The following is a 24,668-nucleotide window of genomic DNA, read 5'->3' on the forward strand; positions in this document are numbered from 1 at the left end:
GGGCGCCCATGCCCCGCACGCTCGCGCAACTGATCGACGGCCAATGGCTGCCAAGCCAGGCCACGGACCTGATCGAAGTCACCGACCCGGCCACCCAGGAAGTGATCGCCCTCGCCCCCAGAGCGACCACCGAGGAGATAGAAGCCGCGGTAGTCGGTGCGCAACAGGCCTTCCTCACCTGGCGCGAGGTGCCGGTATCGGAGCGCGCCCGCCTGATGCTGCGCTACCAGCATCTGCTCAAGGAACATCACGACGAGCTGGCGGAGATTCTTGCGGCGGAAACCGGCAAGACCTTCGCCGATGCCAAGGGTGACGTGTGGCGCGGTATCGAGGTGGCCGAGCATGCGGCCAACATCGCCAGCCTGATGATGGGCGAGACGGTGGAGAACGTCGCCCGCGAGATCGACACTGCCAGCTGGATCCAGCCGCTCGGCGTGTGCGTCGGCATCACCCCGTTCAACTTCCCGGCGATGATCCCACTGTGGATGTTTCCGCTGGCCATCGCCTGCGGCAATACCTTCATCCTGAAACCGTCCGAACAGGACCCGATGACACCCAATCGCCTGGCCGAGCTATTCCTCGAGGCTGGAGCTCCGGCCGGCGTGCTGCAGGTGCTGCATGGAGGTCGCGAACAGGTCGACGCCCTGCTGGTACATCCGGCCGTGCGCGCGGTGTCCTTCGTCGGCTCGGTTACGGTGGGCCAGCACGTCTATCGCACCGGCACCCAGCACCTGAAGCGTGTGCAAGCCTTCGCCGGTGCCAAGAACCATATGGTGATCATGCCGGACGCGCCCAAGGATCAGGTCATCAGCAACCTGCTCGGTGCCAGCTGCGGCGCTGCAGGTCAACGCTGCATGGCGATCAGCGTGGCGGTGTTCGTCGGCGAGTCGAAACAGTGGATCGACGAGTTGGCGACGCAGATGGCCGCGCTGCGCCCAGGCCACTGGCAGGACACGGGTGCAGCCTACGGCCCGCTGATCAGCCCACAGGCACGCCAGCGCGTACTGAGCCTGATCGATGAAGGCAAGGCGGAAGGCGCCGAGTGCCTGCTCGACGGTTCGCAATGCACGGTGGCCGGCTACCCCGACGGCAATTGGGTTGGCCCGACCCTGTTTCGCGGCGTGACGGCGAAGATGAGTCTGTACCGCGAGGAAATCTTCGGCCCGGTGCTGGTGTGCATGGAGGTGGACAGCCTCGAGGAGGCCATCGAACTGGTCAACGCCAGCCCGTATGGCAACGGCACCAGCCTGTTCACCCGTTCTGGTGGCGCCGCGCGGCATTTCCAGCATGCTGTGGAAGTCGGCCAGGTGGGCATCAACGTACCGATCCCGGTGCCGCTGCCGTTCTTCTCCTTCACCGGCTGGAAGGGCTCGTTCTACGGCGACCTGCACGCTTACGGCAAACAGGCGGTGCGTTTCTATACCGAGACCAAGACGGTGACCAGTCGCTGGTTCGACGACACCCCGCTCGGCGACGGACCGAACATGACCATTCAACTGAAATGAGAACGGCGTTCTTATTAGACGAAAAGACGATCACGAGAACTGGACAAGCGGCGTAAAAGACTCTTTGCAGAACAAAAACAAGGAGAACTGCAATGCGCCAACTGTCTGCCATCCTGGCCCTGTGGGCCGGAATCACTGCCTGTGTGCAGGCTGCCGAGCCCATTACCCTCGGCCTCAACTACCCGCGCACCGGACCATACAAGGAGGAGGGATTGGCGCAAATGCGTGGAGCCCTGCTGGCCATCGACGAGATCAACGCTCAGGGCGGTGTACTGGGGCGGCCCTTGCGCCTGTCCAGCAAGGACACCGCCTCGCGTCCGGCCAAAGCAGAGAGAAACGTCGACAAGCTGGCTGCCGAGGGCGCTGCGATGCTCTTCGGCGGTTCTTCCAGCGCGGTCGCCATTGCCGCCGGCAAGCGCGCCAAGGAGCACGGCTTGCTGTACTTCGGCACCCTCACCTACTCCAACGACACCACCGGCAAGGACGGCCACCGCTACATGTTCCGCGAGTGCAACAACGCCTGGATGAGTGCCAAGGTACTCGGCCAGTATCTGAGCAAGACCTTGCCGAACAAGCGCAATTTCTATGTCACCGCCGACTACACCTGGGGCCACACTACCGAAGCCTCACTACGTCAGGCTACCGCCAGCGTCGACGCTGGCCAGCATGCTGGTGTACGCATCCCCTTCCCCGGTGCACGCCTGGCCGACTACACCGATGCCTTGACCCAGGCCGCATCGAGCGATGCCGACATCCTCGCCCTGGTGCTGTTCGGCGAGGACCTGGTACGTGCCATGCGCATCGCCCATGACCTGGGCCTGACTTCGCGCATGCAGATCATTGCGCCGAATCTGACTCAGAGCATGGTCGAACAGGCCGGCCCCAATCTGATGCAGGGTGTGATCGGCACCGAGCCTTGGACCTGGCGCGTGCCGGCGCTGGAGAAATCCGCGCGTGGCGAAGCATTCGTCCAGTCCTTCAAGACCCGCTACGAAATGTACCCGTCCAGCTCCGCCGCCTCTGCCTACAGCATCGTCCAGCAATGGGCCGATGCCGCCAAGCGTGCCAACAGCCTGGACAGCGAAGCGCTTATCAAGGCGCTGGAAGGTCATCGCTACACCCTGCTTAAAGACGAACAGCAATGGCGCGCCTTCGACCACCAGAACCTGCAGACGGTCTACGCGGTGAAGGTGAAGCCGCGCGACGAGGTACTCAAGGACCCGCTGAAACAGGACTACTTCGAAATCGTCGACCGCCTCGACGCCAGCAGTGCGCTGCCCAGCCTTGCCGAATGGCAGGCCGAGCGGCGGGCAGGCGGCCAACCCCTGACCTTGCAATGAGATGCCATGGACTTCGAACTCAGTGATGAACAACGCCTGCTCACCGACAGCGCCCGTGCTTTCGCCGCGCGGGAACTGGCGCCCCATGCCGCGGACTGGGACCGTGAACATCACTTCCCGCTGGACGTGATCCGCCGCGCAGCCGAACAGGGCTACCTGGCCCTGTATCTGCGCGAGGAGGATGGCGGCCTGGGGCTTTCGCGGCTGTCCAGCTCACTGATCTTCGAACAACTGGCAGCGGGCTGCGTGGCCACCACCGCCTACCTGACCATTCACAACATGGCCACCTGGATGCTCGCCAGCTTCGCCGACCAGGCGCTCAGGGACGCCTGGCTGCCGGGGCTGATCAGCGGCCAGTCACTGGCCTCCTACTGCCTGACCGAACCGGACGCCGGCTCCGACGCCGCCAACCTGCGTACCCGCGCGCGCCGCGAAGGTGCCGACTACGCGATCGATGGCAGCAAGTGCTTTATCTCCGGGGCCGGCAGCACCGACGTATTGATCGTCATGGCGCGCACCGGTGAGGACGGCGCCAAGGGCATCTCTTGCTTCCTGGTGCCGGCCGATGCACCGGGGGTGCGCTATGGGCGCAACGAGGACAAGATGGGCTGGAAGGCGCAGCCAACCCGCACCATCACCTTCGAGGGCGTGCGCATTCCCGCCAGCCACCGCATCGGCCCGGAAGGTGAAGGCTTCGTCTATGCCATGAAAGGCCTCGACGGCGGCCGCCTGAACATCGCCAGTTGCTCGCTCGGCGCCGCCCAGGCGGCGCTGGAGCAAAGCCTGCGCTACGCCGAAGAGCGCAAGCAGTTCGGCAAGGCGCTGAGCGAATTCCAGGCCTTGCAGTTCAAGCTGGCCGACATGCTCACCAGCCTGACCGCCAGCCGGCAAATGGTACGCCTGGCCGCGCACAAGCTCGACCATAGCCACGGCGAAGCGAGCCTGTACTGCGCCATGGCCAAGCGCTTTGCCACCGACCATTGCTTCGAGGTCTGCAACGAAGCGCTGCAACTCCATGGTGGTTACGGCTATCTGAATGACTATCCACTGGAACGCTGGGTACGTGACGCACGCGTGCACCAGATACTGGAAGGCACCAACGAGATCATGCGGGTGATCATCGCCCGCCGCCTGCTCCTACAGGGCGGCATGCTCGATCGCTTGCTGTAATTGCATTTGCCCCTCTCCCTCCGGGAGAGGGTGCCCGAGGGCTCCCCCGCCCCCTCTCCCATAAATGAATAGGGGAGAAAATTGACGAGGACTGCTATGAGCACAGCCATCGAAACCTACAAATCCGGCATCTTCGACCTGACCCACAAGCTCACCGTGGAAAAGCACGGACACACCGCGCTGATCACCATCAACCACCCGCCAGCCAACACCTGGGACCGCGACTCGCTGATCGGCCTCAAGCAGGTGGTCGAGCATCTCAACCGTGACGACGAGGTGTACGCCCTGGTGGTGACCGGCCAGGGGCCGAAATTCTTCTCCGCCGGCGCCGACCTGAACATGTTCGCCGATGGCGACAAGGCACGCGCCCGCGAAATGGCGCGACGCTTCGGTGAGGCCTTCGAAACCCTGCGTGATTTTCGCGGTGTGTCCATCGCCGCGATCAACGGCTACGCCATGGGCGGCGGACTGGAATGCGCCCTGGCCTGCGACCTGCGCATCGCCGAACGCCAGGCGCTGATGGCCCTGCCAGAAGCTGCCGTGGGTCTGCTGCCCTGCGCCGGCGGCACCCAGGCGCTGCCCTGGCTGGTCGGTGAAGGCTGGGCCAAGCGCATGATCCTCTGCGGCGAGCGCATCGACGCCGAAACCGCACTGCGCATCGGCCTGGTCGAGCAGGTGGTGGACACCGGCGAGGCGCGTGGTACCGCCCTGCTGCTGGCGTCCAAGGTGGCGCGGCAAAGCCCTGTGGCGGTGCGCACCATCAAGCCCCTGATCCAGGGCGCCCGTCAGCGCGGCCCGAACACCTGGCTGCCGGAAGAGCGCGAGCGCTTCGTCGACCTGTTCGATGCCGATGACACCCGTGAAGGCGTCAATGCCTTTCTGGAAAAACGCGACCCGCAGTGGCGCAATAAATAAATCGTGGGAGCGAGCTCTGCTCGCGAATCAGACGACGCCATCTTTTCGCGAGCAGAGCTCGCTCCTATAGCCCCGCAGGGTAGACGTCGCCTTTTACGGCCACCCTAGAACCGTAAGGGGATGGCGTCATCCACCCTACGCAGGAAGATCCTATGAATCTGCAATTCGAAGAACGCCCCAGCCTGCACGGCTACCGCATCGGCATCGCCAGCCTGGACGCCGAGAAGAGCCTCAACGCCCTCACCCTGCCGATGATCGAAGCGCTCGACGAGCGCCTCGCGGCCTGGGCCGAAGACCCGACCATCGCCTGCGTGCTGCTGCGCGGTAACGGCGCGAAAGCCTTCTGCGCTGGCGGTGACGTGGTGCAGCTTGTCAATCAGTGTCGCGAGCACCCCGGTGAGGTGCCGCCACTGGCGCGGCGCTTCTTCGCTGACGAATACCGTCTCGATCACCGCATCCACACCTACCCCAAACCCTTCATCTGCTGGGCTCACGGCCACGTGCTGGGCGGCGGCATGGGCCTGATGCAGGGCGCCGGCATTCGCATCGTCACGCCGAGCAGTCGCCTGGGGATGCCGGAAATCAACATCGGCCTGTACCCGGATGTCGGCGGCAGCTGGTTCCTCGCCCGCCTGCCCGGGCGACTGGGCCTGTTTCTCGGCCTCACCGCGGCGAGCATCAACGCCCGTGATGCGCTGGATTTGAACCTGGCTGATCGCTTCCTGCGCGACGACCAGCAGGACGCCCTACTCGAAGGCCTGGTGCAACTGAACTGGCGCGAGCAAGCCGACCTGCAACTGCACAGCCTGCTGCGCGCGCTGGAAAACGAAGCCACGCCTGATCTACCCACCGCGCAGTGGCTGCCACGCCGCGAGCGCATCGACGAACTGCTCGATGTCGCCGACCTACCGGCGGCCTTCCAGGCCATCAGCGCCCTGCAGCAGGATGACGACGCCCTGCTCGCACGTGCCGCCAAGACCCTGGCACACGGCTGCCCGCTGACGGCACATCTGGTCTGGCAACAGATCCTCCGCGCGCGGCATCTGTCGCTGGCCGAGGTATTTCGCATGGAGTACGCCATGAGCCTGAACTGCTGTCGCCACCCCGAATTCCCCGAAGGTGTACGCGCGCGCCTGATCGACAAGGATCAAACGCCGCACTGGCACTGGCCGGATGTCGCGGCGATTCCGGCGGCGGTGATCGAAGCGCACTTCGCTACGGCCTGGGAAGGCGAGCATCCACTGGCGGATTTGTAACGCAGTCGCCGGTTTGCAGCCGCAATGAATCGTCACCCACTACCCTGTAGGAGCAAATTCATTCGCGATAAAGCAGGCAACTGCGTGATCGTCGGCAGAGCTGCAACCACAGCGCGCCGTTATCCGCTCCAAGCCCGGCAATAACACAACAAGAACAAGGAGAACCGACATGACTCAGATCGCCTTTATCGGCCTCGGCCATATGGGCATGCCCATGGCCCGTAACCTGCTCAAGGCGGGCTACCCGCTGAAAGTCTTCGACCTGGTGCGCAGCGCCGTCGACACCCTGGCCGGTGAAGGTGCGGTGGCGGCCGAAAGCGCGCCCGACGCCGTCAACGAAGCCAAGGTGGTGATCAGCATGCTGCCTGCCAGCCGCCATGTAGAAAGCCTGTACCTGGGCGACGAAGGCCTGCTCGCGCGACTGCCCGCCGGCACGCTGGTGATCGAGTGCTCGACCATTGCCCCGGAGTCTGCACGCAAAGTGCATGCTGCTGCGAAAGCATGCGGCATCGCCCTGCTCGACGCGCCGGTATCCGGCGGCACCGGTGGCGCGGCAGCCGGCACCCTGACCTTCATGGCCGGCGGTCAATCCGAAGCGCTGGAACGAGCCCGGCCGCTGCTCGCCGCCATGGGCAAGAACATCTTCCACGCCGGCCCCGATGGCGCCGGCCAGGTAGCCAAGGTGTGCAACAACCAGGTGCTTGCCGTGCAGATGATCGCCACCGCCGAGGCCATGGCCATGGGCGTGGCCAATGGCCTCGAGCCGGCCGTGCTGGCGGAGATCATGCGGCAGAGCTCGGGCGGCAACTGGACGCTGGAAAAATACAACCCCTGGCCCGGCGTGATGGAGAGCGCCCCGGCATCCAAGGGCTACAGCGGCGGCTTCATGGCCGAACTGATGGCCAAGGACCTCGGCCTGGCTCAGGAAACCGCCAGCCACAACGGCAACAGCGCCCCGATGGGTGCCCTGGCGCTGCAGCTCTACCGCCTGCTGCTCAAGCAGGGCAAGGGCAAGCAGGATTTTTCGGTGGTGCAGCAGTTGTTCGTGGAGTAGAGCCCGACACCTGCCTGCCGAGATGCCTCGCAGCGGATCGGCGACAGGCCAACAATCAAGTTACGCTCGACACAAACGGCTCGCCGGGCAACAGCATCCGCAGACGTTGCTGCCCGGTCCCGAAATGCGCGGCGGATACGCACGCAACAGCAGTTGAGAAATACGCCATCAGCAAGACCGCCGAACTGTCCCACTGCCAAGAGTGACCACCGGTCTTCCGAATGGAGCTGGCTCCTAGCGCAGGGTCAGCCCGAACGCTTCCTCGCTGAAGTCGAAGCAGTTGAGGAAGCGGCGAATTTCCAGCAGGCTGCCGTCGACCTTCACGTCGCCGAGCAGCGCGCCCTTGACCAGGCCGCCTTCGCCGGTCAACAGGGTATCCATGAAGCTTTTGTCCATGCTCAGGCGCAGAGCGGTGCCCTCGGGAATCCCCTTGTGCAATTGGGCTACACCACGTCGCACCTCAAGCGCCCACTGCTCATCGACATCGGGGAAGCTGAAGCCCAGGGTCAGTTCCACATCGCTGGACTTCTCCGGATCGATACGAGTCACCCAATTCTGCAGGAAGCTCTGCGGGGTGAAGCTGCGCACCATATCCGGCGAAAGGAAGACCCTGCGCATCTCCGCCGAGCGCTGGCGAATGACGTCGCCGTCGAGTTTGCCCTCCAGCTCCATGGCGCTCATCAGGTACCAGTTGCGCCAGTTGATGTTCATGCTGGCATAGCCCAGCTTGCGAAAGCTGCGGGCCTTGATCTCGCGCGCCAGCTGGTCTTCGTGATCGACGCGAATGGCGTAACCAGCCAACTCGGCGGCCCACTGGTAGTCGCCCTTGAGGTAGGCGTTACCTGCCTCCAGCAACAGCTTGTCGCGACCGCCGGCCAGGGCGATCAAACGCTCGGCCTGCTGCCGTGGCGGGGTCGGGTCGAGGGCCACCGGGTCACCCTGGAACCAGCCCAGGTAACCGTTGTAGATCTGCCGCACGCTGTGTTTCACCGTGCCGTAGTACTCGCGCAGGTAGGGCGTATAGCCAGCCAGGTGCGGCGGCAGTTTGACCTTCTCCACCAGCTCGTCTGGCGTCAGGCCCTTGTTCATCCAGCGTACGGTCTGGTCATGGATATAGGCGATGCCATCGCGGGTCATGCGCAGCACCTCCTCCACCTTGTCCTGGCCGCTGACGGGCCGGCCATGCAGCGGCACCATGTACTCGGCCTGATAGGCGCGCAACTTGTCCAGGCTCTCGACCCACTGCACCGGGTCGCGGAACCTGGTGCCGCGCAGCGTGTGAATGTTCGGCAGGGTCGGCCCCTGATCGACCTCGGCGCTGATCAGCACGCGGTTGTCCGGCAGGTAAAGAATGATCTCATCCGGCGCCTCGCTGGGTACGTGCAGAAACTGCACGTCGAGGCCGGCGATGTTGGTGTCCAGGCGGTCGCCGAAGGTCAAGGTCGGGGCAATGAAGGACGACGGCTCCGGCTTGACCAGCGGGCCGATGCCACCGTTCATGCCCTCCTGGTCGCTGCCCGGCAGGAACGAACCGAAGCTGTACGCCGAGCGCACGCCGAGAATCGGCCCGACCAGCGCGCCCTGTGCCACCACGTTCTGCAGCAGGGTTTCGTGGGCGTAGATCTGCACCTCGCCGCGCTCCACCTGCTCGCGGCTGACGAACGCCTGCACGCCATTGATGTGATCCGGATGGAAGTGGGTGTAGACCACCGCTTTGACCGGCTTGTCGGTGAGCTTGCGAAACTCGGCCATGATCTTGCGCGACTCGCTGACCGACTCGCCGGTATCGACGATGATCAGCCCCTGTGGCGCCTCGATCATCACCACGTTGCCCAGTTGCCAGCCAACCGCCGAATAGACGTTGTCGGCGATGCGATAGACCTGTTGGGCGAATACCTGGGTGTGAGCCGCCAGTTCGGCGTTGATGCTGGGTTCGATGCGCTCGGCCGGCAGCTCGGCATAGGCGCTCAACGGCAGGGTGGCGGCCAGCAGCAGGCCGCTGAAACGAGAGAAGGAGCTCATGGCAATTGGGCTGTCTTGTTGTTGGAATGCTGGCAGGTTGGCAAAGGCCGCCTGATAATTCCAATGCATTCGAATAGACCAATTAATGCAGGAAGCGCATGAACGATCTCCGCCAGCTTCGCCACTTCGTCGCCCTCGCTGAACACGAGCATTTCGCCCGCGCCGCCGCTGCCGTACATCTCAGCCAACCGGCACTGAGCCGCAGCATCCAAGCGCTGGAAAGCCAACTGGGCTGTACCCTGGTGGATCGCCACAGTCGCGGCGTCAGCCTCACCGCCCATGGCCAGCTGGTGCTGGAGCACGCACGACGCCTGCTCGCTGGTAGCCTGGCACTGAGCAATGCGGTCAACCAGCTGGGCAATCTGGAGGCGGGCGAGCTGCGCCTCGGCGCCGGACCGTACCCCGCCGCAAGGCTCATCCCGCAGGCGCTGGGCCAGTTGCTGCAACGCTACCCGCGGGTGCAGGTGAAACTGGATATCGCCAACTGGCTGGAGCTGCGCGACGCCCTGCTGGGCTCGACCATCGAACTGTTCGTCGCCGATATCCGCGAGCTGCATGGCAATGCTCAGCTACACATCGAACCACTGCGCGTGCACCAGGGTGTGCTGTTCTGCCGACCGTCGCACCCGCTGCTGCAACGCCACAATCTAAAGCTAGGCGATCTGCTCGACTTTCCGCTGGCCGGCACGCAGCTGCCGCAGGTGGTCGAACGCAGCCTGGGCGAGGCCAGCGGACGCGCACAGCCTTTGAGTGTGCAATGCGACAATTTTCTGGTGCTCAAGCGCCTGGTGGCCGGCAGCGATGTGCTGAGCATGGCGCCATGGGACGTGATCGCCGACGAACTTCACAGCGGCCAGCTCGCCCTGCTGCCGCTACAACCGCAAGGCCTGCATCAGCATTCGGCCTATGGCCTGGTCAGCCGCGCTGGCCACAGCCTGTCGCCAGCGGCGCAGGCCATGGTCGAAGCGATTCGTCAGATGGATGAACAGACGCCGCGTGCCGGGCACGCGGCCGAGCAAGGGAAGGCTTAGCGGCGACGCTCGCCGATGCCGCGCTGCTGGTTGTGGCTGCGCCCATTGGAGAAGCGCTGCTGCGTGCTGCGGCCAGCGTCCCAGCCGCGCTGCATCTGCCTGCCTTGATGTTCTCGCAGGCCATGATTGCGACGGTGGTCATACCGCGGCTGGTCGTAGCGTTTGTAGCCATCACGGTGACGTCGGTCGTGACCGTAGTGATGACGTGGTGGCGGCGCCGGCACATAGCGCGGAGGGGCTGGGTAGTAGTGTTGACGGCGATCCTCGTAATAGTAGCGCGGCGCCCCATAGACAGGCGGCGCGTAGTGATCACGCCGGTAGCCGTCGTGGTAACGGTAGGCATGGCCGCTGTGATAGCCACGGTCGTAGTCATAAACGGCACAACCGCTGAGCGAGATGAACAGCAGGGCGGCGAAAAAAAGTCTGTTGGACATGCAGGCCTCCGCAGGGGGAAGCAGGAGGAGCGGTCAGCGCCTCGGAAGAGAAGCCGGGCAGCACGCCCGGCGCCGGATCAGCAGCGGCCTTTCTTGGCCTGGCCAGGCGGGCAATGGGGTGGGCCACCGGTATCGCCGATATCGATTCCTATACCTGGCAATCTGAGGCTGCACCCGGACAGACCAAACGCCAGGCTCGTCGCCAGCAATAGCGCAAAAAGAGCTTTCATCAGCAACTGCCCTTCATGCGGTGCCCTGGTGGACAGAAGGAACCACCTTTGGAATAGCCGTGCCCACCCAGGTCGACCCGAATCACGTCCGGGTCACCGACGCGCGCGTGTACGCCCGGCGCACTGAAGCTGCAGCCTCCCAGCAAAAAGGCTAATGTCATCACGGTCAAACCACGCATCTGGAATACTCCTCGAATTTCCAATATTCACTGGACGGGTGACGGCACGAGGCGCAGCACGTTCAGCTGTTGGGTAAGACACACCGCGCATACGCCCGTTCCGTGCCGCCGGGTGGACTACATCACTAGGCGACGAACAGCACTGGCAAGCCATTCGCTCGCAGCCGCAGCGGTTCGCGGATAAATCCGCTCCTACAATAGACGCTGAGCGCTTCGGGCCATCAGTAGCCCGGATGCAATCCGGGCAAACCATCAACCAGCCTCCGCGCTGCATCCGGGCTAACCTCACCGCAACTGTGATCACAACTAGCGCTAGCCCCGCTCAGCAAGCTAGCATCACGCCATCTGCCCGCCGCCGGATTCACCCATGTCCCTGCGCCCCAAACGGCACACGCAAACCTCGTTGGTGTTACTGCTCCTGTTTCTGCTCGGCAGCGGCTTTCTCACCACCTCGCTGCTGAGCTACTACGCCTCGCGCGACAGCATTCGCCAGAACATCGTCAACACCGAGCTGCCGCTGACCTCGGACACCATCTATTCCGAAATCCAGAAGGACCTGATCCGCCCGACTCAGATCGCCTCGATGATGTCGCGCGACACCTTTCTACGCGACTGGGCGCTGGCGGGCGAGCAGAACCCCGAGCCCGTCACCCGCTACCTGCGCGAGATTCAGGATCACTACGGCACCTTCACCGCCTTCTTCATCTCCGAGCGCACGCGCACCTACTACCAGGCCAAGGGCGTGCTCAAGCAGGTGCAGGAAGATGAGCCGCGCGATGACTGGTACTTCCGCGTGCGCACCATGGAGGAGCCCTACGAGATCAGCGTCGATCCGGACATGGCCAACGCCGACCAGCTGACCTTCTTCATCAACTACAAGGTGTTCGACTACCAGGAACGCTTTATCGGCGTGGCCGGCGTCGGCCTCACCGTCGATGCAGTGGTCAAGCTGGTGGACGACTACCAGCGGCGCTACGACCGCACCATCTTTTTTACCGATCGCAACGGCCATCTTGTGCTGACCGGTGTCGAGGGCGGCCCCATGGGCGCCCGTCGCGGCCAGCCGTTGAGCGAAGTACCCGGCCTGGAAAAACTGCTGGCCGTGCTGCCGCAACCGAAAAGCGGCGACTATCGCTACGACGAACACCAGCGCAGCCACTTTCTCAACGTACGCTACATCCCCGAGCTCGAGTGGTTCCTGTTCGTCGATAAGCACGAGGAAGGCGCGCTGGCTGGCGTTCGTCACAGCCTATACCTCAACCTGCTGATCTGCCTGCTGGTCACCGCCATCGTCCTGACCCTGGTCAGCCTGGTGATCCGTCGCTACCAGCAGCGCATCGCCGCCCTGGCCACCACCGACAGCCTCACCGACCTGCCCAACCGCCGCGGCTTCGAACTTCACGTGGAGCAGGCCCTGCAGGAGGCGCAGCGCGACAACAGCCCGCTGTGTGCAGTGCTGCTGGATCTGGACAACTTCAAGCAGATCAACGACCGCCACGGCCACCTGGCCGGCGACGAGGTGCTGCGCAGCTTCGCCGAACAGTTGCGCGCGGCGCTGCGCCAGTCCGACATTCTCTGCCGCTGGGGCGGCGAGGAATTCATCCTTCTGCTGAAGAACACCGACCGACACGCCGCCCACGAGCTGGCCGAAAAACTGCGCCAGCACTGCGCCGAGCAGCGCTACCCGGTAGGCAGTGAAACGCTGCAGGTCACCGTCAGCCTCGGCCTCAGCCAATGGCAGCCGGGCGAAGCGCTGCATGACCTGCTCGGCCGCACCGACCGCGCCCTGTACCGGGCCAAACAGGCCGGTCGCGATCGCGTCTGCGAAGAGAATTGATGGACGCCGAGCGCTGCCCGTTATGCGGCAAGACCAACCAGTGCAGCATCGCGGCGGGCCGCAGCGATGAACCCTGCTGGTGCTTCGACGCCAAGATCGACCCCGCCGCGCTGCAACGCCTGGCGCCCGAACAGCTTGATCGCGCCTGCCTGTGTCCGGCCTGCGCCGGTACGGTGGCAGTTGCCAAACTCGACGAGCACCACTGAGCCATGCGCCTGGATCGCTTCCTCAGCAACTTCCCCCGTTTTAGCCGCCAGGACAGCCGCCTGCTGATCAGCGCCGGGCGCCTGCGCGTGGACGGCGAAGTGATCATTGATCCGCGCTTCGATATCCGCGACTTCCAGCGCGTGGAGCTGGACGGCGAACTGCTGCAGGCCGGGCGCAGCGCGCGTTACTGGATGCTGCACAAGCCGGTCGGCGTGGTCAGCGCCACCGAACACGAAGAACACCGCACCGTGCTCGACCTGCTGAACGAGCCGGACAAGCACGACCTGCACCTGGCCGGGCGCCTGGACCTCAACACCAGCGGCCTGCTGCTGATCACCAACGACGGACGCTGGTCGCGGCGCATCACCCAGCCGCAAGAGCGCAAGCCCAAGGTCTACCACGTCACCACCGAGCAGCCGATCACCGATGTGTACGCCGAAGTCTTCACCCGTGGCCTGTACTTCGCTTTCGAGGACCTCACCACCCTGCCCGCCCAGCTCGAGGTGCTGAACAGCCACGAAGCCCGGCTGACCCTGTTCGAGGGCCGCTACCATCAGGTCAAACGCATGTTCGGCCATTTCCGCAACCGCGTCGTCGCCCTGCACCGCGAACGCATGGGCGAGATCGTCCTCGACCCGCAGCTCGCGCCAGGTCAGTACCGCGCTCTGACGGCTGCGGAAGTCGCCAGCGTCTGATCTTCACAGCCCCAACCTCCACGACCCGACCAACGGTAGACCTAAACCGCGATAAAGATGTGACCCGGCCTTGCGTGGCTGCAAGTCAGCTGCTTGAATCGAGTCACAAGTCTTGAGATGACCAATTGGTCACTACGAGACAGCTACACCTTATTTCAGTTACTGGCGCTCTGCGCCGTCTGGATTCCTGCCTGGTAACATCGCCCTCTCTAGCGTCTTCAAAAAGGCCTGGAGCGCTCGTCTGTTTCGATCCTAACTGCTTGAAATTCAAATACTTATAAAAATCTCCTGCCTGACATGAAGCTGTCACGCTCAGGCGCTTTTCTGACTGCTCAATCAAATGCGAACGGCCGCCCGCTCGCCTTGTTCATTTGCGCCAGGAGGAAACGACATGAGGCCAGAAACCGCAGTCGTCGAGATCAACAGGAAGCACAAGGTACACACGGAGTTCTACGGCAACCCGGCAGCAAGCAAGACCATCATCCTGGTCAATGGCTCCCTGGCGACCACCGCCTCGTTCGCGCAAACGGTCAAGTACCTGCAACCACAGTTCAACGTGGTGGCCTTCGACCTACCCTATGCCGGTCAATCGAAGCCGCACAACAGCGACTTCACCCCCATCAGCAAGGAAGACGAAGCGGCAATCCTGCTCAAGCTGATCGATCACTACGGCGCCAACTACCTGATGTCCTTCTCCTGGGGCGGCGTCGCCTCCATGCTCGCCTTGGCCCAACGCCCGGCGACTCTGGAAAAGGCGGCGATCTGCTCCTTTTCACCAATTCTCAACGTGCCGATGCTCGACTACCTGCACAAGGGCCTGCGCTTCTTGAACGCGGTGGATCGCGACAATATCGCCCTGCTGGTCAACAGCACCATCGGCAAGCACCTGCCGTCGCTGTTCAAGCGCTTCAACCACAAGCACGTCAGCACCCTGGACGAGCACGAATACCGGCAAATGTACGCCCACATCAAACAGGTGCTGAACATGGAAGCGCATTGCCGCATGGAATGCCTGCAGGCCATCGACATTCCGCTGCTGTTCGTCAACGGCGAGCGCGATGAGTACACCTCAGTGGAAGACGCCTGCCTGTTCGCCCAGCACATCGACCACGCCCAATTCGCCGTGATCGACGACGCCGGCCACTTCCTCGACATGGAACACAAGGCCGCGTGGCTGCAGACCCAACGCGTCCTGCTGGACTTCTTCAGCGCCCCCAGCAAACGCCTGCAACTGCCCAATCGGGGCGAGCTCCAGGAACTGCAGGCCATCGCCGTATGAACGGACGCAGAGGCGAACCGGCTGCACGACGGGTTCCGGTTCGCCCTTCATTTTCGCCGCAGGTTCCGGTATAAAGGCACCCGCTGCGGGTGTCGTATAATGGTAATACCCTAGCTTCCCAAGCTAGAGCCGTGGGTTCGATTCCCATCACCCGCTCCAGACAGCCAAGCAAAAGCCCCGTCATCACTGACGGGGCTTTTTCGTTTCTGCTGGGTGAACCTCGCCACATCCTCCACCTTGAGGTGCTCAACTGAAGTTGTGACGTGACGCTGAGGTGCGTACCCTGCGACGCGGCCAGGGCGGCCTCTGTCGGAAAGGATGTTCCATGCTCAAACTCTATCGAATCTTCGCGCTGGCCGTTCTGGTGGGTGCGCTCGCGGGTTGCGGCACGCTGTTCGGCCGAAATGGCAGTTATAACGGACCCGATTACTACACAGGCACTGCGTACGACTTCGGCGTGCTGTTCGGTTCTGACGAAGTCAATCGCGGCTACTTTCCAGCCACGGCCTGGTGCTGGTTATCGGTCGTTTGCCCAGTACTGACGATCTTTTCACTGCCTGTGGACGCTGCTGTCGATACCGTCATGCTTCCGCATGACATCTATCAGGCAAACAAACCGATCGAGTAATCGCAGACACGAAGAGGCCCGTGACTTCTTGCGCTGTTAGCTCGGGCAAATCCAGGCAGCGTGATGCCCGGCTCTACGCTTTTTGAAAGGGCCGCCCGAGCTAAGGCCGCCTCACCCGACGCGCCAAAACCGGGACCACTCGCCCTTTCCCCGGAACTTCTGCTCCTCAACACCACCAGAAACCTATACGTCCCTTCTGGAGGCCCTTGACGATGGAACAGTGGAACATCTGGCTTGACCGCGATCTCTGGCTCAACATTGCGATTGTTGTGGTCGCTACGGCGCTGATCTACAGCGTGTTGCGAGCGGTGGTCGGCACGCTGCACAAGCGGCTGATGGCCTGGTCGAAGGATCAGGACGGCAGTTGGCCGCACTTCGTGGCGGTTGTGATCGGCCGTACCAGCCGCGTGTTGCTGCTGGCCTTTTCCCTGTTGCTGGCCTTGCGCCTGCCGGAGCTGCCCGGCAGCTGGCAGAGCGCGCTGAGCCATACCTGGTTCGTCGCCCTGGCCTTGCAGGTGGCGCTGTGGGTCGATACCGGCGTACGTCTGTGGTCGCGTAGCCTGGTGATGAAGAAGAGCGGCAGCTACAACCCGGTGATGACCACCATCATCAGCATCATGATCCTGATCGTGGTGTGGTCGGTGATGCTGCTGTCGATCCTGGCCAATCTCGGCGTGGATATCACCGCGCTGGTGGCCAGCCTGGGTGTTGGCGGTATCGCCGTGGCACTGGCGGTGCAGACGGTGCTCAGTGATGTGTTCGCCTCACTGTCGATCGGTGTCGACAAGCCCTTCGAGATCGGCGACTTCGTGGTGTTCGGAGAGGTGGCCGGGACCATCGAGCATATCGGCCTGAAGACCACGCGCATCCGCAGCCTCAGCGGCGAGCAGGTGGTGTGTGCCAACGCCGACTTGCTGCGGCAGATCGTGCATAACTACAAGCGCATGAATACCCGCCGTATCGTCTTCAAGTTCGGCGTCAACTACGACACGCCGAGCGACAAGGTTCGCCAGGTGGCCGAGCGCGTCGGCGACATCATCCGCGCCACGCCCAAGGCCAGATTCGACCGCGCGCACTTTCTCGGTTTCGACGAAAGCCAGCTGACCTTCGAGGTGGTGTATATCGTGCAGAGCTCGGACTATAACCAGTACATGGATATTCAGCAGGAGATCAATCTGCAGCTGCTCGATGCCCTGCGCGAGCTGGATGTGCGCTTCGCCCTGCCCCGTCGCGACCTGCGCCTGGTGGGCGAGCGGATGCCGGTCATCAAGGTCGCCGGCCTGCCACAGCAGACCGAGACAGAGGACGGCGAGCAGGATCAGCGCTTGCCGAGATTCAGTTGAGGAACGCCTGAAAAGCCCGCGTATGCGGTAATGCTGTTCACCTAAGGTCGCAGGCATTGACTCCCCTCTCCCATTTATGGGGGAGGGGTTGGGGAGAGGGCCGAAACCCCGCGAAACTGCCAGTTCCCCCCTCTCCCTAACCTCTCCCCGGAGGGGCGAGGGGACTAATCGCGCTCGATCGTTTCTTATGTGAACAGCATTACGCGTATGCGGGCCATCGCTCAGTGGCGCTGGTCCGCAACTGCCGGCGTCTGCCGGGCTCCCGCCTTCGCCGAAATAACGAAATAACGAAATAACGAAATGCCGACCCTCAACCTGCGGGGCATGCTGATCGGCATCGCTGATGCCGCAGTTCAGCCGCGACAGTGGCTACAGCGTGCAGAGCAGCACCGCCTCGGCTCCAGCAACGCTCGATGCGTGGCGACCGCCTCACCTGAGGAGGGCGCTTTGCCACCATATAAGCCTTTGAAAAACTTCAATTTTCCACCTTCACATCGGCAGCGGTGACGGCTACCCTGCCGCCCCATGATTCGATGCCTACTGCCCCTGCTCTGCTGTTTCACAGCCCTTTCCCTGCACGCCGCACCCGCCACCTTCGCCGAGGCCAAGCGCCTGGCCTGGCCGCTGTATGAGCAGCAATCCACTGAGTTCTATTGCGGCTGCAAGTACAGCGGCAATCGGGTCGACCTGCGTTCCTGCGGCTACACGCCGCGCAAGAATGCCAATCGCGCTCAACGTATCGAGTGGGAGCATATCGTCCCGGCCTGGGTGATCGGCCATCAGCGTCAGTGCTGGCAGAAAGGCGGGCGCAAGAACTGCACGGCCAACGATGCGCAGTTCCGCAAGGCCGAGGCCGACCTGCACAACCTGGTGCCGAGCATCGGCGAGGTGAATGGCGACCGCAGCAACTACAGCTTCGCCTCGCTGCCGCAGAAGCCGCATCAGTACGGTCGATGCGAGACAGTGGTGGACTTCAAGGCGCGCAAGGTGATGCCGCGCCCGGCCATCCGCGGGATGATCGCGCGCACCTATTTCTACATGGCCGACCGCTACAAGCTTCGCCTGTCGAAGCAGGATCGCCAGCTCTATGAGGCCTGGAGCAAGGCTTACCCGGTCAAACCCTGGGAGCAGCAGCGCAACCAGCAGGTGGCCTGCGTGATGGGCTGGGGCAATCCCTATGTGGGCAAGGTAGATATGAGTCGCTGTGCGCGCAAGCGTGCGTAGGGTCGCGGCTGAAGCCCCTCCCACAAGTTTCCCGCATCTGTGGGAGGGGCTTCAGCCGCGACCGCTTTGGCATATTCCAAGCAATCCGCGGATTGCATCCGGGCTACGCCAGGCGCTGCAACTCGCGCCGCACCATGTTGGCGAACTCCGGCGGGCTGAGCTGGTACAACTCCTGCGCCACCCAGGGTAGCCAGCGCCCCTGCAGCTCGGCCTTGCGCGCCAACAGGCGCTGGGCCTCGGCTTCGGCGCGGGCCTGGTGCTCACGGTGATAATCGGCGCGGCTCGGTTTTTCTGTACTCACGGTGTTGCCCTTTTCCTCATGCGCGGCAGAGCAGGCATAATCGCGGCCTGTTCGCCCATTTCGACCTTCATCTATGCGCATCCACGTCAGCTTCATCGACCGCGTCGGCATCACCCAGGAAGTCCTGGCGCTGCTCGGCGGGCGTAATCTGAACCTCGATGCGGTGGAGATGGTACCGCCAAACGTCTATATCGACGCGCCGACCCTGAGCGCCGAGGTGCTCGAGAAGCTGCGCGGCGCGCTGCTGCAGGTGCACGGCGTGCAGAGCGTTGAGGTGGTGGACATTCTTCCCGGCCAGCGCCGCCGTCTGCAGCTCGATGCCCTGCTGGCGGCCATGCCCGACCCGGTGCTGGCAGTGGATGATCGCGCCACCGTGCTGCTGGCCAACCCGGCGCTGATCGACATCTGCGAGCGCCCGCCCGAGGGGCTGAGCATCGCCGCGCTGTTCTCCGACGACGCGCTGCAACGCTCGCTGCTCACCGCCGGTTTCCATCAGCCGCTGCGCGAGGTGAACTTCGCCGGCCAGCCACTGCTGCTCGACGCCCAACCGATTACTGAAGACGGGCGCCTGACCGGTGGCTTGCTCACGCTCTACGCTCCAAGCCGCATGGGCCAGCGTCTGGCCGCATTGCATCACGACCATGCCGAGGGCTTCGATTCGTTGCTCGGCGAGTCCGCGCCGATTCGTGCCCTCAAGGCCCGCGCCCTGCGCGTGGCATCGCTGGACGCGCCGCTCTTGATCCACGGCGAAACCGGTACAGGCAAGGAGCTAGTGGCGCGTGCCTGCCATACCGTCAGCGTGCGCCGCACCGCGCCGTTCCTGGCGCTTAACTGCGCCGCATTGCCGGAGAACCTGGCCGAGAGCGAGCTGTTCGGCTACGCCCCCGGCGCCTTTACCGGTGCCCAGCGCGGCGGCAAGCCCGGCCTGCTGGAGTTGGCCAATCAGGGCACGGTGTTTCTCGACGAGATTGGCGAGATGTCGCCCTACCTACAGGCCAAGCTGCTGCGTTTCCTGAGCGATGGCAGCTTCCGCCGCGTCGGTGGCGACCGCGAAGTGAAGGTGGACGTGCGCATCCTCAGCGCCACCCATCGCGACCTGGAACAGATGGTGGCCGAAGGCAGCTTCCGTGAAGACCTGTTCTACCGCCTCAATGTCCTCAATCTGGAAGTGCCGCCGCTGCGCGAACGCGGCCAGGACATTCTGCTGCTGGCCCAGCACTTCATGGCCCAGGCCTGCGCGCAGATCCAGCGCCTGCCCTGCCGCCTGGCGCCGACTACCTTCCCGGCACTGCTGGCCGGACGCTGGCCGGGCAACGTACGCCAGTTGCAGAACGTGATCTTCCGCGCCGCCGCGATCTGCGACAGCAACTGGGTGGAGATGGACGACCTGGATATCGCCGGCACCGAAGTGGCGCCGAAGGTCGCAGGGGAAGTCGCCAGCCTGGAACAGGCCATGGACGAATACGAGAAAGCGCTACTGGAAAAGCTCTACGACAGCCACCCTTCCAGCCGCCAACTGGCCGCACGCCTGGGCACCTCGCATACCGCCATCGCCAAGCGCCTGCGCAAGTACGGGATTCCGGGCAAACACTGACGCGCCAGTCAGGTAAAAAACGCTCGTGTTTTGCAGGATCGCTGCATTTTCACTTGATCATGCAGCCGCGCTTAGCGCTCGAACCAATGCCTATCGCGGACAAGTCCGCTCCCACGGAAGGTCAGCGCTCGCTGCGCCGGCACGGTTATTCCTGTGGGAGCGGACTCGTCCGCGAAGCCTTGTATCAGCATTGCGTGCAGGGTGGGTGACGACGGATCAGATCGGCGTGGTGCTGGTCGGCACCTTGATCACCCCACAGGCCACGCGCGCGCCGCCGCCGCCCAAGGGCTGGGGATGATCTGAGTGGTTGTCCCCGCCAGCGTGAATCATCAGCGAACGATTGTGCAGGTCTTGCAGGCTCTTGAGCCGCGGCGCCAGCACCGGCTGGCTGGCGTTGCCGTCCTCGGTCACAAGCAGTGCAGGCAGGTCACCCAGGTGGGCGTTGTCTTCCCAGGGAAAGCCGTGGCGCCCTGCGTTCTGCGGGTCCCAATGGCCACCAGCGGCACCGGCCGGCGTTTGCTTGCCGTCCACCTGCGCGGCATTGCAGTTGGCCTCGGTGTGCACGTGGAAACCGTGAACGCCAGGCTCCAGCCCCTGCAGGTCAGGGGTAAACACCAGCCCGTAGGCCGACTGGCTGATGGTCACGGTGCCGACGGCTGCGCCAGTACCTTTCTCGGTGGCCTGCTCCAGCGTCACGGTAACCGTCTCGTTGGCCTGCAGACTGGTGGCGCCAAGCAGCGCGAATGCCAGGGGGATCAGGGGTTTCATGTCGATCTATCTCCTTGTCGATGAAGCCTCCCAGTTACCGACCCTTGATCCTCCGAGCGGTTCCAGCCATATGATGTATCGATTTCATTCCGCCGTAACGATTAAGCAACGGACACCTGAAAGCCGCGCCGCGACTCGTGCGACGCAAACTTTTCCATTTGCGACGCGTGCTTTCGTAGCGATATCGTTCCAGAGCCCAATCAAGGAATACAAAAAATACTCTTAACTTACTGATTTAATTGATATTTTTATCATTGGCACTCACATTGCAGTCACCTCCAAACCTGCCCGCCACCTAGAAGCGGACACCTTTACCTCTGAGGAGTTGACATGAGCGAGTTGCGTTTCACCGCCGATCACGAATGGCTGCGTCTGGACAACGATGGTCTGGTTACCGTCGGCATCACCCATTACGCCCAGGACGCGCTCGGCGACGTGGTGTATGTGCAACTGCCGGAAGCCAAGTCCTACGCCCAGGGCGAGGAAGTGGCCGTGCTGGAGTCGGTCAAGGCCGCCAGCAACATCGTCATGCCGCTGGACGGCGAAATCGTCGAGGTCAACGCTGACCTGGAAGGCAGCCCGGAGCTGGTCAACGAATCGCCGCTGGACAAGGCATGGTTCTTCCGTATGCGCCTGGCCGACAACGCCGTGCTGGCCGACCTGCTGGACAAGGCCGGCTATGATCGTCTGTTGAACGCCAACGCCGACGCCTGAGTGACCGCCATGACCAAGCTCGATACCCAGAACGAATTCATCGCCCGCCACATCGGCCCGCGCGATGCCGACACCGCTGCCATGCTCGAACTGCTTGGCTATGATTCGGTCGACGCGCTGACCGGTGCGGTGATCCCTGAGAGCATCAAGGGCACCAGCATCCTCGGCGAACAGCCGGGCCTGTCGGAAGCCGACGCCCTGGCCAAGATCAAGGCCATCGCCGCCAAGAATCTGCAGTTCAAGACCTTTATCGGCCAGGGTTACTACGGCACCCACACGCCGAGCCCGATCCTGCGCAACCTGCTGGAAAACCCGGCCTGGTACACCGCCTACACCCCGTACCAGCCGGAGATTTCCCAGGGCCGCCTGGAAGCGCTGCTGAACTTCCAGACGCTGATCAGCGACCTCACCGGCATGCAGATCGCCAACGCATCCTTGCTGGATGAGGCCACCGCTGCCGCCGAAGCCATGACCTTCTGCAAGCGTCTGTCGAAGAACAAGGCTGCCAACACCTTCTTCGTTTCCCAGCACTGCCACCCGCAGACCCTCGACGTGCTGCGCACTCGTGCCGAGCCGCTGGGCATCGATATCGAAGTCGGCGACGAAGCCGCCATCACTGACGCCAGCGTCTACTTCGGCGCTCTGCTGCAGTACCCGGCGAGCAACGGTGACATCTTCGACTACCGCGCCCTGGTCGAGCGTTTCCACGCCGCCAACGCTCTGGTTGCCGTCGCCGCCGACCTGCTGGCCCTGACCCTGCTCACCCCGCCGGGCGAGTTCGGCGCCGACGTCGCCCTGGGTAGCGCCCAGCGCTTCGGTGTGCCGCTGGGCTTCGGTGGCCCGCACGCTGCCTACTTCGCCACCCGCGACGCGTTCAAGCGCGACATGCCGGGCCGCCTGGTCGGCATGTCGGTCGACCGCTTCGGCAAGCCGGCCCTGCGCCTGGCCATGCAGACCCGCGAGCAACACATCCGCCGCGAGAAGGCCACCAGTAACATCTGTACCGCCCAGGTGCTGCTGGCCAACATCGCCAGCATGTACGCGGTGTACCACGGCCCGAAAGGCCTGACCGAAATCGCGCAGCGCGTGCACAGCTTCACCGCCATCCTCGCCCTGGGCCTGACCAAGCTGGGCCACAGCGTCGAGCAGCAGCACTTCTTCGACACCCTGAGCATCAAGACCGGCGCCAAGACCGCCGATCTGCATGCCAAGGCCCGTGCTGCCGGCATCAATCTGCGCGAGATCGACGCCGAGCGTCTGGGTCTGTCGCTGGACGAAACCACCGACCAGGCCGCCGTCGAGGCGCTGCTGAACCTGTTCGCCGCTGACCAGGCCGCTCCTGCCGTCAGCGACCTGGCCGCACAGATCGCCAGCCGCCTGCCGCAAGGCCTGCTGCGCCAGTCGGCGATCCTGCAGCACGAAGTGTTCAACCGCTACCACAGCGAAACCGAGCTGATGCGCTACCTGCGCAAGCTGGCCGACAAGGATCTGGCTCTGGATCGCAGCATGATCCCGCTGGGCTCCTGCACCATGAAGCTCAACGCCGCCAGCGAGATGATCCCGGTGACCTGGCCGGAATTCGGCAACCTGCACCCGTTCGCTCCGGTCGAGCAGGCCGCGGGTTACACCCAGCTGACCAGTGAACTGGAAGCCATGCTCTGCGCCGCCACCGGCTACGACGCCGTGTCGCTGCAGCCCAACGCCGGTTCCCAGGGCGAGTACGCCGGCCTGCTGGCCATCCGCGCCTATCACCTGAGCCGTGGCGACGATCAACGCGACATCTGCCTGATCCCACAATCGGCCCACGGCACCAACCCGGCGACCGCCTCCATGGCTGGTATGCGCGTGGTGGTGACCGCCTGTGACGCGCGCGGCAACGTCGACATCGCCGATCTGAAGGCCAAGGCCGAAGAGCACAAGGATCGCCTGGCTGCGATCATGATCACCTACCCGTCCACCCACGGTGTGTTCGAGGAAGGCATCCGCGAGATCTGCCAGATCATCCACGACAACGGCGGCCAGGTTTACATCGACGGCGCCAACATGAACGCTATGGTCGGCCTCTGCGCCCCAGGTCAGTTCGGCGGCGACGTCTCCCACCTGAACCTGCACAAGACTTTCTGCATCCCGCACGGCGGTGGCGGCCCGGGCGTTGGCCCGATCGGCGTCAAGTCGCACCTGGCGCCGTTCCTGCCGGGCCATGCGCACATGGCACGCAAGGAAGGTGCAGTCAGCGCCGCGCCGTTCGGCAGCGCCAGCATCCTGCCGATCACCTGGATGTACATCATCATGATGGGCGGCAATGGCCTCAAGCGTGCCTCGCAGATGGCCATTCTCAACGCCAACTACATCGCCCGTCGCCTGGAAGAGCATTACCCGGTGCTGTACTCCGGCGAAGGCGGCCTGGTGGCGCACGAGTGCATCCTCGACATCCGTCCGCTCAAGGACAGCAGCGGCATCAGCGTCGACGACGTGGCCAAGCGCCTGATCGACTTCGGCTTCCACGCCCCGACCATGTCCTTCCCGGTGGCCGGCACCCTGATGATCGAGCCGACCGAGAGCGAGTCCAAGGAAGAGCTGGATCGCTTCTGCGACGCCATGATCGCCATCCGCGAAGAAATCCGCGCGGTCGAGCAGGGCCGTCTGGACAAGGACGACAACCCGCTGAAGAACGCCCCGCACACTGCCCTGGAACTGGTTGGCGAGTGGAACCACGCCTACAGCCGCGAGCAGGCCGTGTATCCGCTGGCGACCTTGATCGAGGCCAAGTACTGGCCGCCGGTGGGCCGCGTGGACAACGTCTACGGCGACCGCAACCTGGTCTGCGCCTGCCCGTCCATCGAGGCGTATCAGGACGCGTAAGCACGGTGAACCGTCCCCCTCTCCCGCTTGCGGGGCGAAAGCGGAATTAGCGAAGCACTGCTTCGCCCGCTGAAGCGCCC

Annotated in this window: 23 protein-coding genes and 1 tRNA gene; 18 read left to right on the forward strand and 6 right to left on the reverse strand. The window is 63.7% G+C overall.

Annotated features, from left to right (window positions below; all coding sequences use genetic code 11):
* The first annotated feature begins 8 nt into the window (after nt 1–8).
* The 6 genes from B3P22_RS00005 to mmsB all read left to right on the forward strand — a co-directional run bounded on the left by B3P22_RS00005 (nt 9) and on the right by mmsB (nt 7,240).
* On the forward strand, nt 9–1,505 hold the full coding sequence (locus B3P22_RS00005; protein ID WP_275544430.1) for a CoA-acylating methylmalonate-semialdehyde dehydrogenase: 1,497 nt from the start codon (nt 9–11) through the stop codon (nt 1,503–1,505).
* Between the two features lie 92 nt (nt 1,506–1,597).
* Nucleotides 1,598–2,845, forward strand: a complete 1,248-nt coding sequence (locus B3P22_RS00010) for an ABC transporter substrate-binding protein (RefSeq protein WP_296269393.1) — start codon at nt 1,598–1,600, stop codon at nt 2,843–2,845.
* Between the two features lie 6 nt (nt 2,846–2,851).
* Entirely contained in the window at nt 2,852–4,015 is a 1,164-nt protein-coding gene (locus B3P22_RS00015) for an acyl-CoA dehydrogenase family protein (RefSeq protein WP_275544428.1), read from the forward strand.
* Between the two features lie 96 nt (nt 4,016–4,111).
* The gene (locus B3P22_RS00020) at nt 4,112–4,930 is read left to right on the forward strand and encodes an enoyl-CoA hydratase (RefSeq protein ID WP_147812045.1); all 819 of its coding nucleotides are present in this window, start codon (nt 4,112–4,114) and stop codon (nt 4,928–4,930) included.
* Nucleotides 4,931–5,082: 152 nt separating this feature from the next.
* On the forward strand, nt 5,083–6,186 hold the full coding sequence (locus B3P22_RS00025) for an enoyl-CoA hydratase/isomerase family protein (RefSeq protein ID WP_275544427.1): 1,104 nt from the start codon (nt 5,083–5,085) through the stop codon (nt 6,184–6,186).
* A 169-nt stretch (nt 6,187–6,355) separates the two neighbouring features.
* Nucleotides 6,356–7,240, forward strand: a complete 885-nt coding sequence (gene mmsB / locus B3P22_RS00030; RefSeq protein WP_275544426.1) for a 3-hydroxyisobutyrate dehydrogenase — start codon at nt 6,356–6,358, stop codon at nt 7,238–7,240.
* A gap of 234 nt (nt 7,241–7,474) precedes the next feature.
* On the opposite strand, the gene B3P22_RS00035 is transcribed toward mmsB, so the two are convergent.
* Nucleotides 7,475–9,262, reverse strand: coding sequence for an alkyl/aryl-sulfatase (locus tag B3P22_RS00035; protein ID WP_275544425.1), 1,788 nt, complete (start codon nt 9,260–9,262; stop codon nt 7,475–7,477).
* Nucleotides 9,263–9,360: 98 nt separating this feature from the next.
* On the opposite strand from B3P22_RS00035, the gene B3P22_RS00040 reads away from it, so the two are divergent.
* Nucleotides 9,361–10,293, forward strand: a complete 933-nt coding sequence (locus B3P22_RS00040) for a LysR family transcriptional regulator (RefSeq protein WP_275544424.1) — start codon at nt 9,361–9,363, stop codon at nt 10,291–10,293.
* On the opposite strand, the gene B3P22_RS00045 is transcribed toward B3P22_RS00040, so the two are convergent.
* From B3P22_RS00045 to B3P22_RS00055, 3 genes are all read right to left on the reverse strand, one after another.
* On the reverse strand, nt 10,290–10,727 hold the full coding sequence (locus tag B3P22_RS00045; protein WP_275544423.1) for a hypothetical protein: 438 nt from the start codon (nt 10,725–10,727) through the stop codon (nt 10,290–10,292). The two genes, B3P22_RS00040 and B3P22_RS00045, sit on opposite strands and share 4 nt — an antisense overlap.
* Before the next feature lie 77 nt (nt 10,728–10,804).
* Nucleotides 10,805–10,957: a hypothetical protein gene (locus tag B3P22_RS00050; protein ID WP_275544422.1), complete on the reverse strand. Its 153-nt coding sequence runs from the start codon at nt 10,955–10,957 to the stop codon at nt 10,805–10,807.
* Nucleotides 10,957–11,136, reverse strand: a complete 180-nt coding sequence (locus tag B3P22_RS00055) for a hypothetical protein (RefSeq protein ID WP_275544421.1) — start codon at nt 11,134–11,136, stop codon at nt 10,957–10,959. The genes B3P22_RS00050 and B3P22_RS00055 overlap by 1 nt, the downstream gene beginning before the upstream one ends.
* Nucleotides 11,137–11,503: 367 nt before the next feature.
* Between B3P22_RS00055 and B3P22_RS00060 the strand changes: the two genes are divergently transcribed.
* The 8 genes from B3P22_RS00060 to B3P22_RS00095 all read left to right on the forward strand — a co-directional run bounded on the left by B3P22_RS00060 (nt 11,504) and on the right by B3P22_RS00095 (nt 18,349).
* Nucleotides 11,504–12,973 (forward strand): sensor domain-containing diguanylate cyclase, encoded by a 1,470-nt coding sequence (locus B3P22_RS00060; protein ID WP_275544420.1) that lies wholly within the window; start codon nt 11,504–11,506, stop codon nt 12,971–12,973.
* Nucleotides 12,973–13,179, forward strand: a complete 207-nt coding sequence (locus tag B3P22_RS00065) for a cysteine-rich CWC family protein (protein ID WP_275544419.1) — start codon at nt 12,973–12,975, stop codon at nt 13,177–13,179. Before B3P22_RS00060 ends, B3P22_RS00065 begins: the two co-directional genes overlap by 1 nt.
* Nucleotides 13,180–13,182: 3 nt before the next feature.
* Nucleotides 13,183–13,875, forward strand: coding sequence for a pseudouridine synthase (locus B3P22_RS00070; RefSeq protein ID WP_275544418.1), 693 nt, complete (start codon nt 13,183–13,185; stop codon nt 13,873–13,875).
* A 391-nt stretch (nt 13,876–14,266) separates the two neighbouring features.
* Complete coding sequence (locus tag B3P22_RS00075) at nt 14,267–15,154, forward strand: alpha/beta fold hydrolase (protein ID WP_296269394.1); 888 nt, start codon at nt 14,267–14,269, stop codon at nt 15,152–15,154.
* 85 nt (nt 15,155–15,239) lie between these two features.
* A tRNA-Gly gene (locus B3P22_RS00080) sits at nt 15,240–15,313 on the forward strand.
* A gap of 166 nt (nt 15,314–15,479) precedes the next feature.
* Nucleotides 15,480–15,782: a YceK/YidQ family lipoprotein gene (locus tag B3P22_RS00085; protein WP_296269395.1), complete on the forward strand. Its 303-nt coding sequence runs from the start codon at nt 15,480–15,482 to the stop codon at nt 15,780–15,782.
* 212 nt (nt 15,783–15,994) lie between these two features.
* Nucleotides 15,995–17,125 carry a mechanosensitive ion channel family protein gene (locus B3P22_RS00090; protein ID WP_147811394.1) on the forward strand — a complete coding sequence of 377 codons (1,131 nt, stop codon included), beginning with the start codon at nt 15,995–15,997 and terminating at the stop codon, nt 17,123–17,125.
* Between the two features lie 525 nt (nt 17,126–17,650).
* Nucleotides 17,651–18,349 (forward strand): endonuclease I family protein, encoded by a 699-nt coding sequence (locus B3P22_RS00095; protein ID WP_296269396.1) that lies wholly within the window; start codon nt 17,651–17,653, stop codon nt 18,347–18,349.
* A 103-nt stretch (nt 18,350–18,452) separates the two neighbouring features.
* On the opposite strand, the gene B3P22_RS00100 is transcribed toward B3P22_RS00095, so the two are convergent.
* Complete coding sequence (locus B3P22_RS00100) at nt 18,453–18,650, reverse strand: hypothetical protein (RefSeq protein WP_108232820.1); 198 nt, start codon at nt 18,648–18,650, stop codon at nt 18,453–18,455.
* Nucleotides 18,651–18,723: 73 nt separating this feature from the next.
* On the opposite strand from B3P22_RS00100, the gene B3P22_RS00105 reads away from it, so the two are divergent.
* Nucleotides 18,724–20,244, forward strand: coding sequence for a sigma-54-dependent transcriptional regulator (locus B3P22_RS00105; protein WP_296269397.1), 1,521 nt, complete (start codon nt 18,724–18,726; stop codon nt 20,242–20,244).
* 216 nt (nt 20,245–20,460) lie between these two features.
* Here the strand turns inward: B3P22_RS00105 and sodC are convergent, their stop codons facing one another.
* On the reverse strand, nt 20,461–21,012 hold the full coding sequence (gene sodC / locus B3P22_RS00110) for a superoxide dismutase [Cu-Zn] SodC (RefSeq protein WP_296269398.1): 552 nt from the start codon (nt 21,010–21,012) through the stop codon (nt 20,461–20,463).
* A 330-nt stretch (nt 21,013–21,342) separates the two neighbouring features.
* On the opposite strand from sodC, the gene gcvH reads away from it, so the two are divergent.
* Both gcvH and gcvP read left to right on the forward strand, forming a co-directional pair.
* Entirely contained in the window at nt 21,343–21,726 is a 384-nt protein-coding gene (gcvH, locus tag B3P22_RS00115) for a glycine cleavage system protein GcvH (protein ID WP_179590260.1), read from the forward strand.
* Between the two features lie 9 nt (nt 21,727–21,735).
* Complete coding sequence (gene gcvP, locus B3P22_RS00120) at nt 21,736–24,588, forward strand: aminomethyl-transferring glycine dehydrogenase (protein ID WP_296269399.1); 2,853 nt, start codon at nt 21,736–21,738, stop codon at nt 24,586–24,588.
* Nucleotides 24,589–24,668 lie beyond the last annotated feature (80 nt).

It is taken from the genome of Pseudomonas sp. UBA6323, assembly GCF_002439135.1.
Taxonomy (GTDB): Bacteria; Pseudomonadota; Gammaproteobacteria; order Pseudomonadales; family Pseudomonadaceae; genus Aquipseudomonas.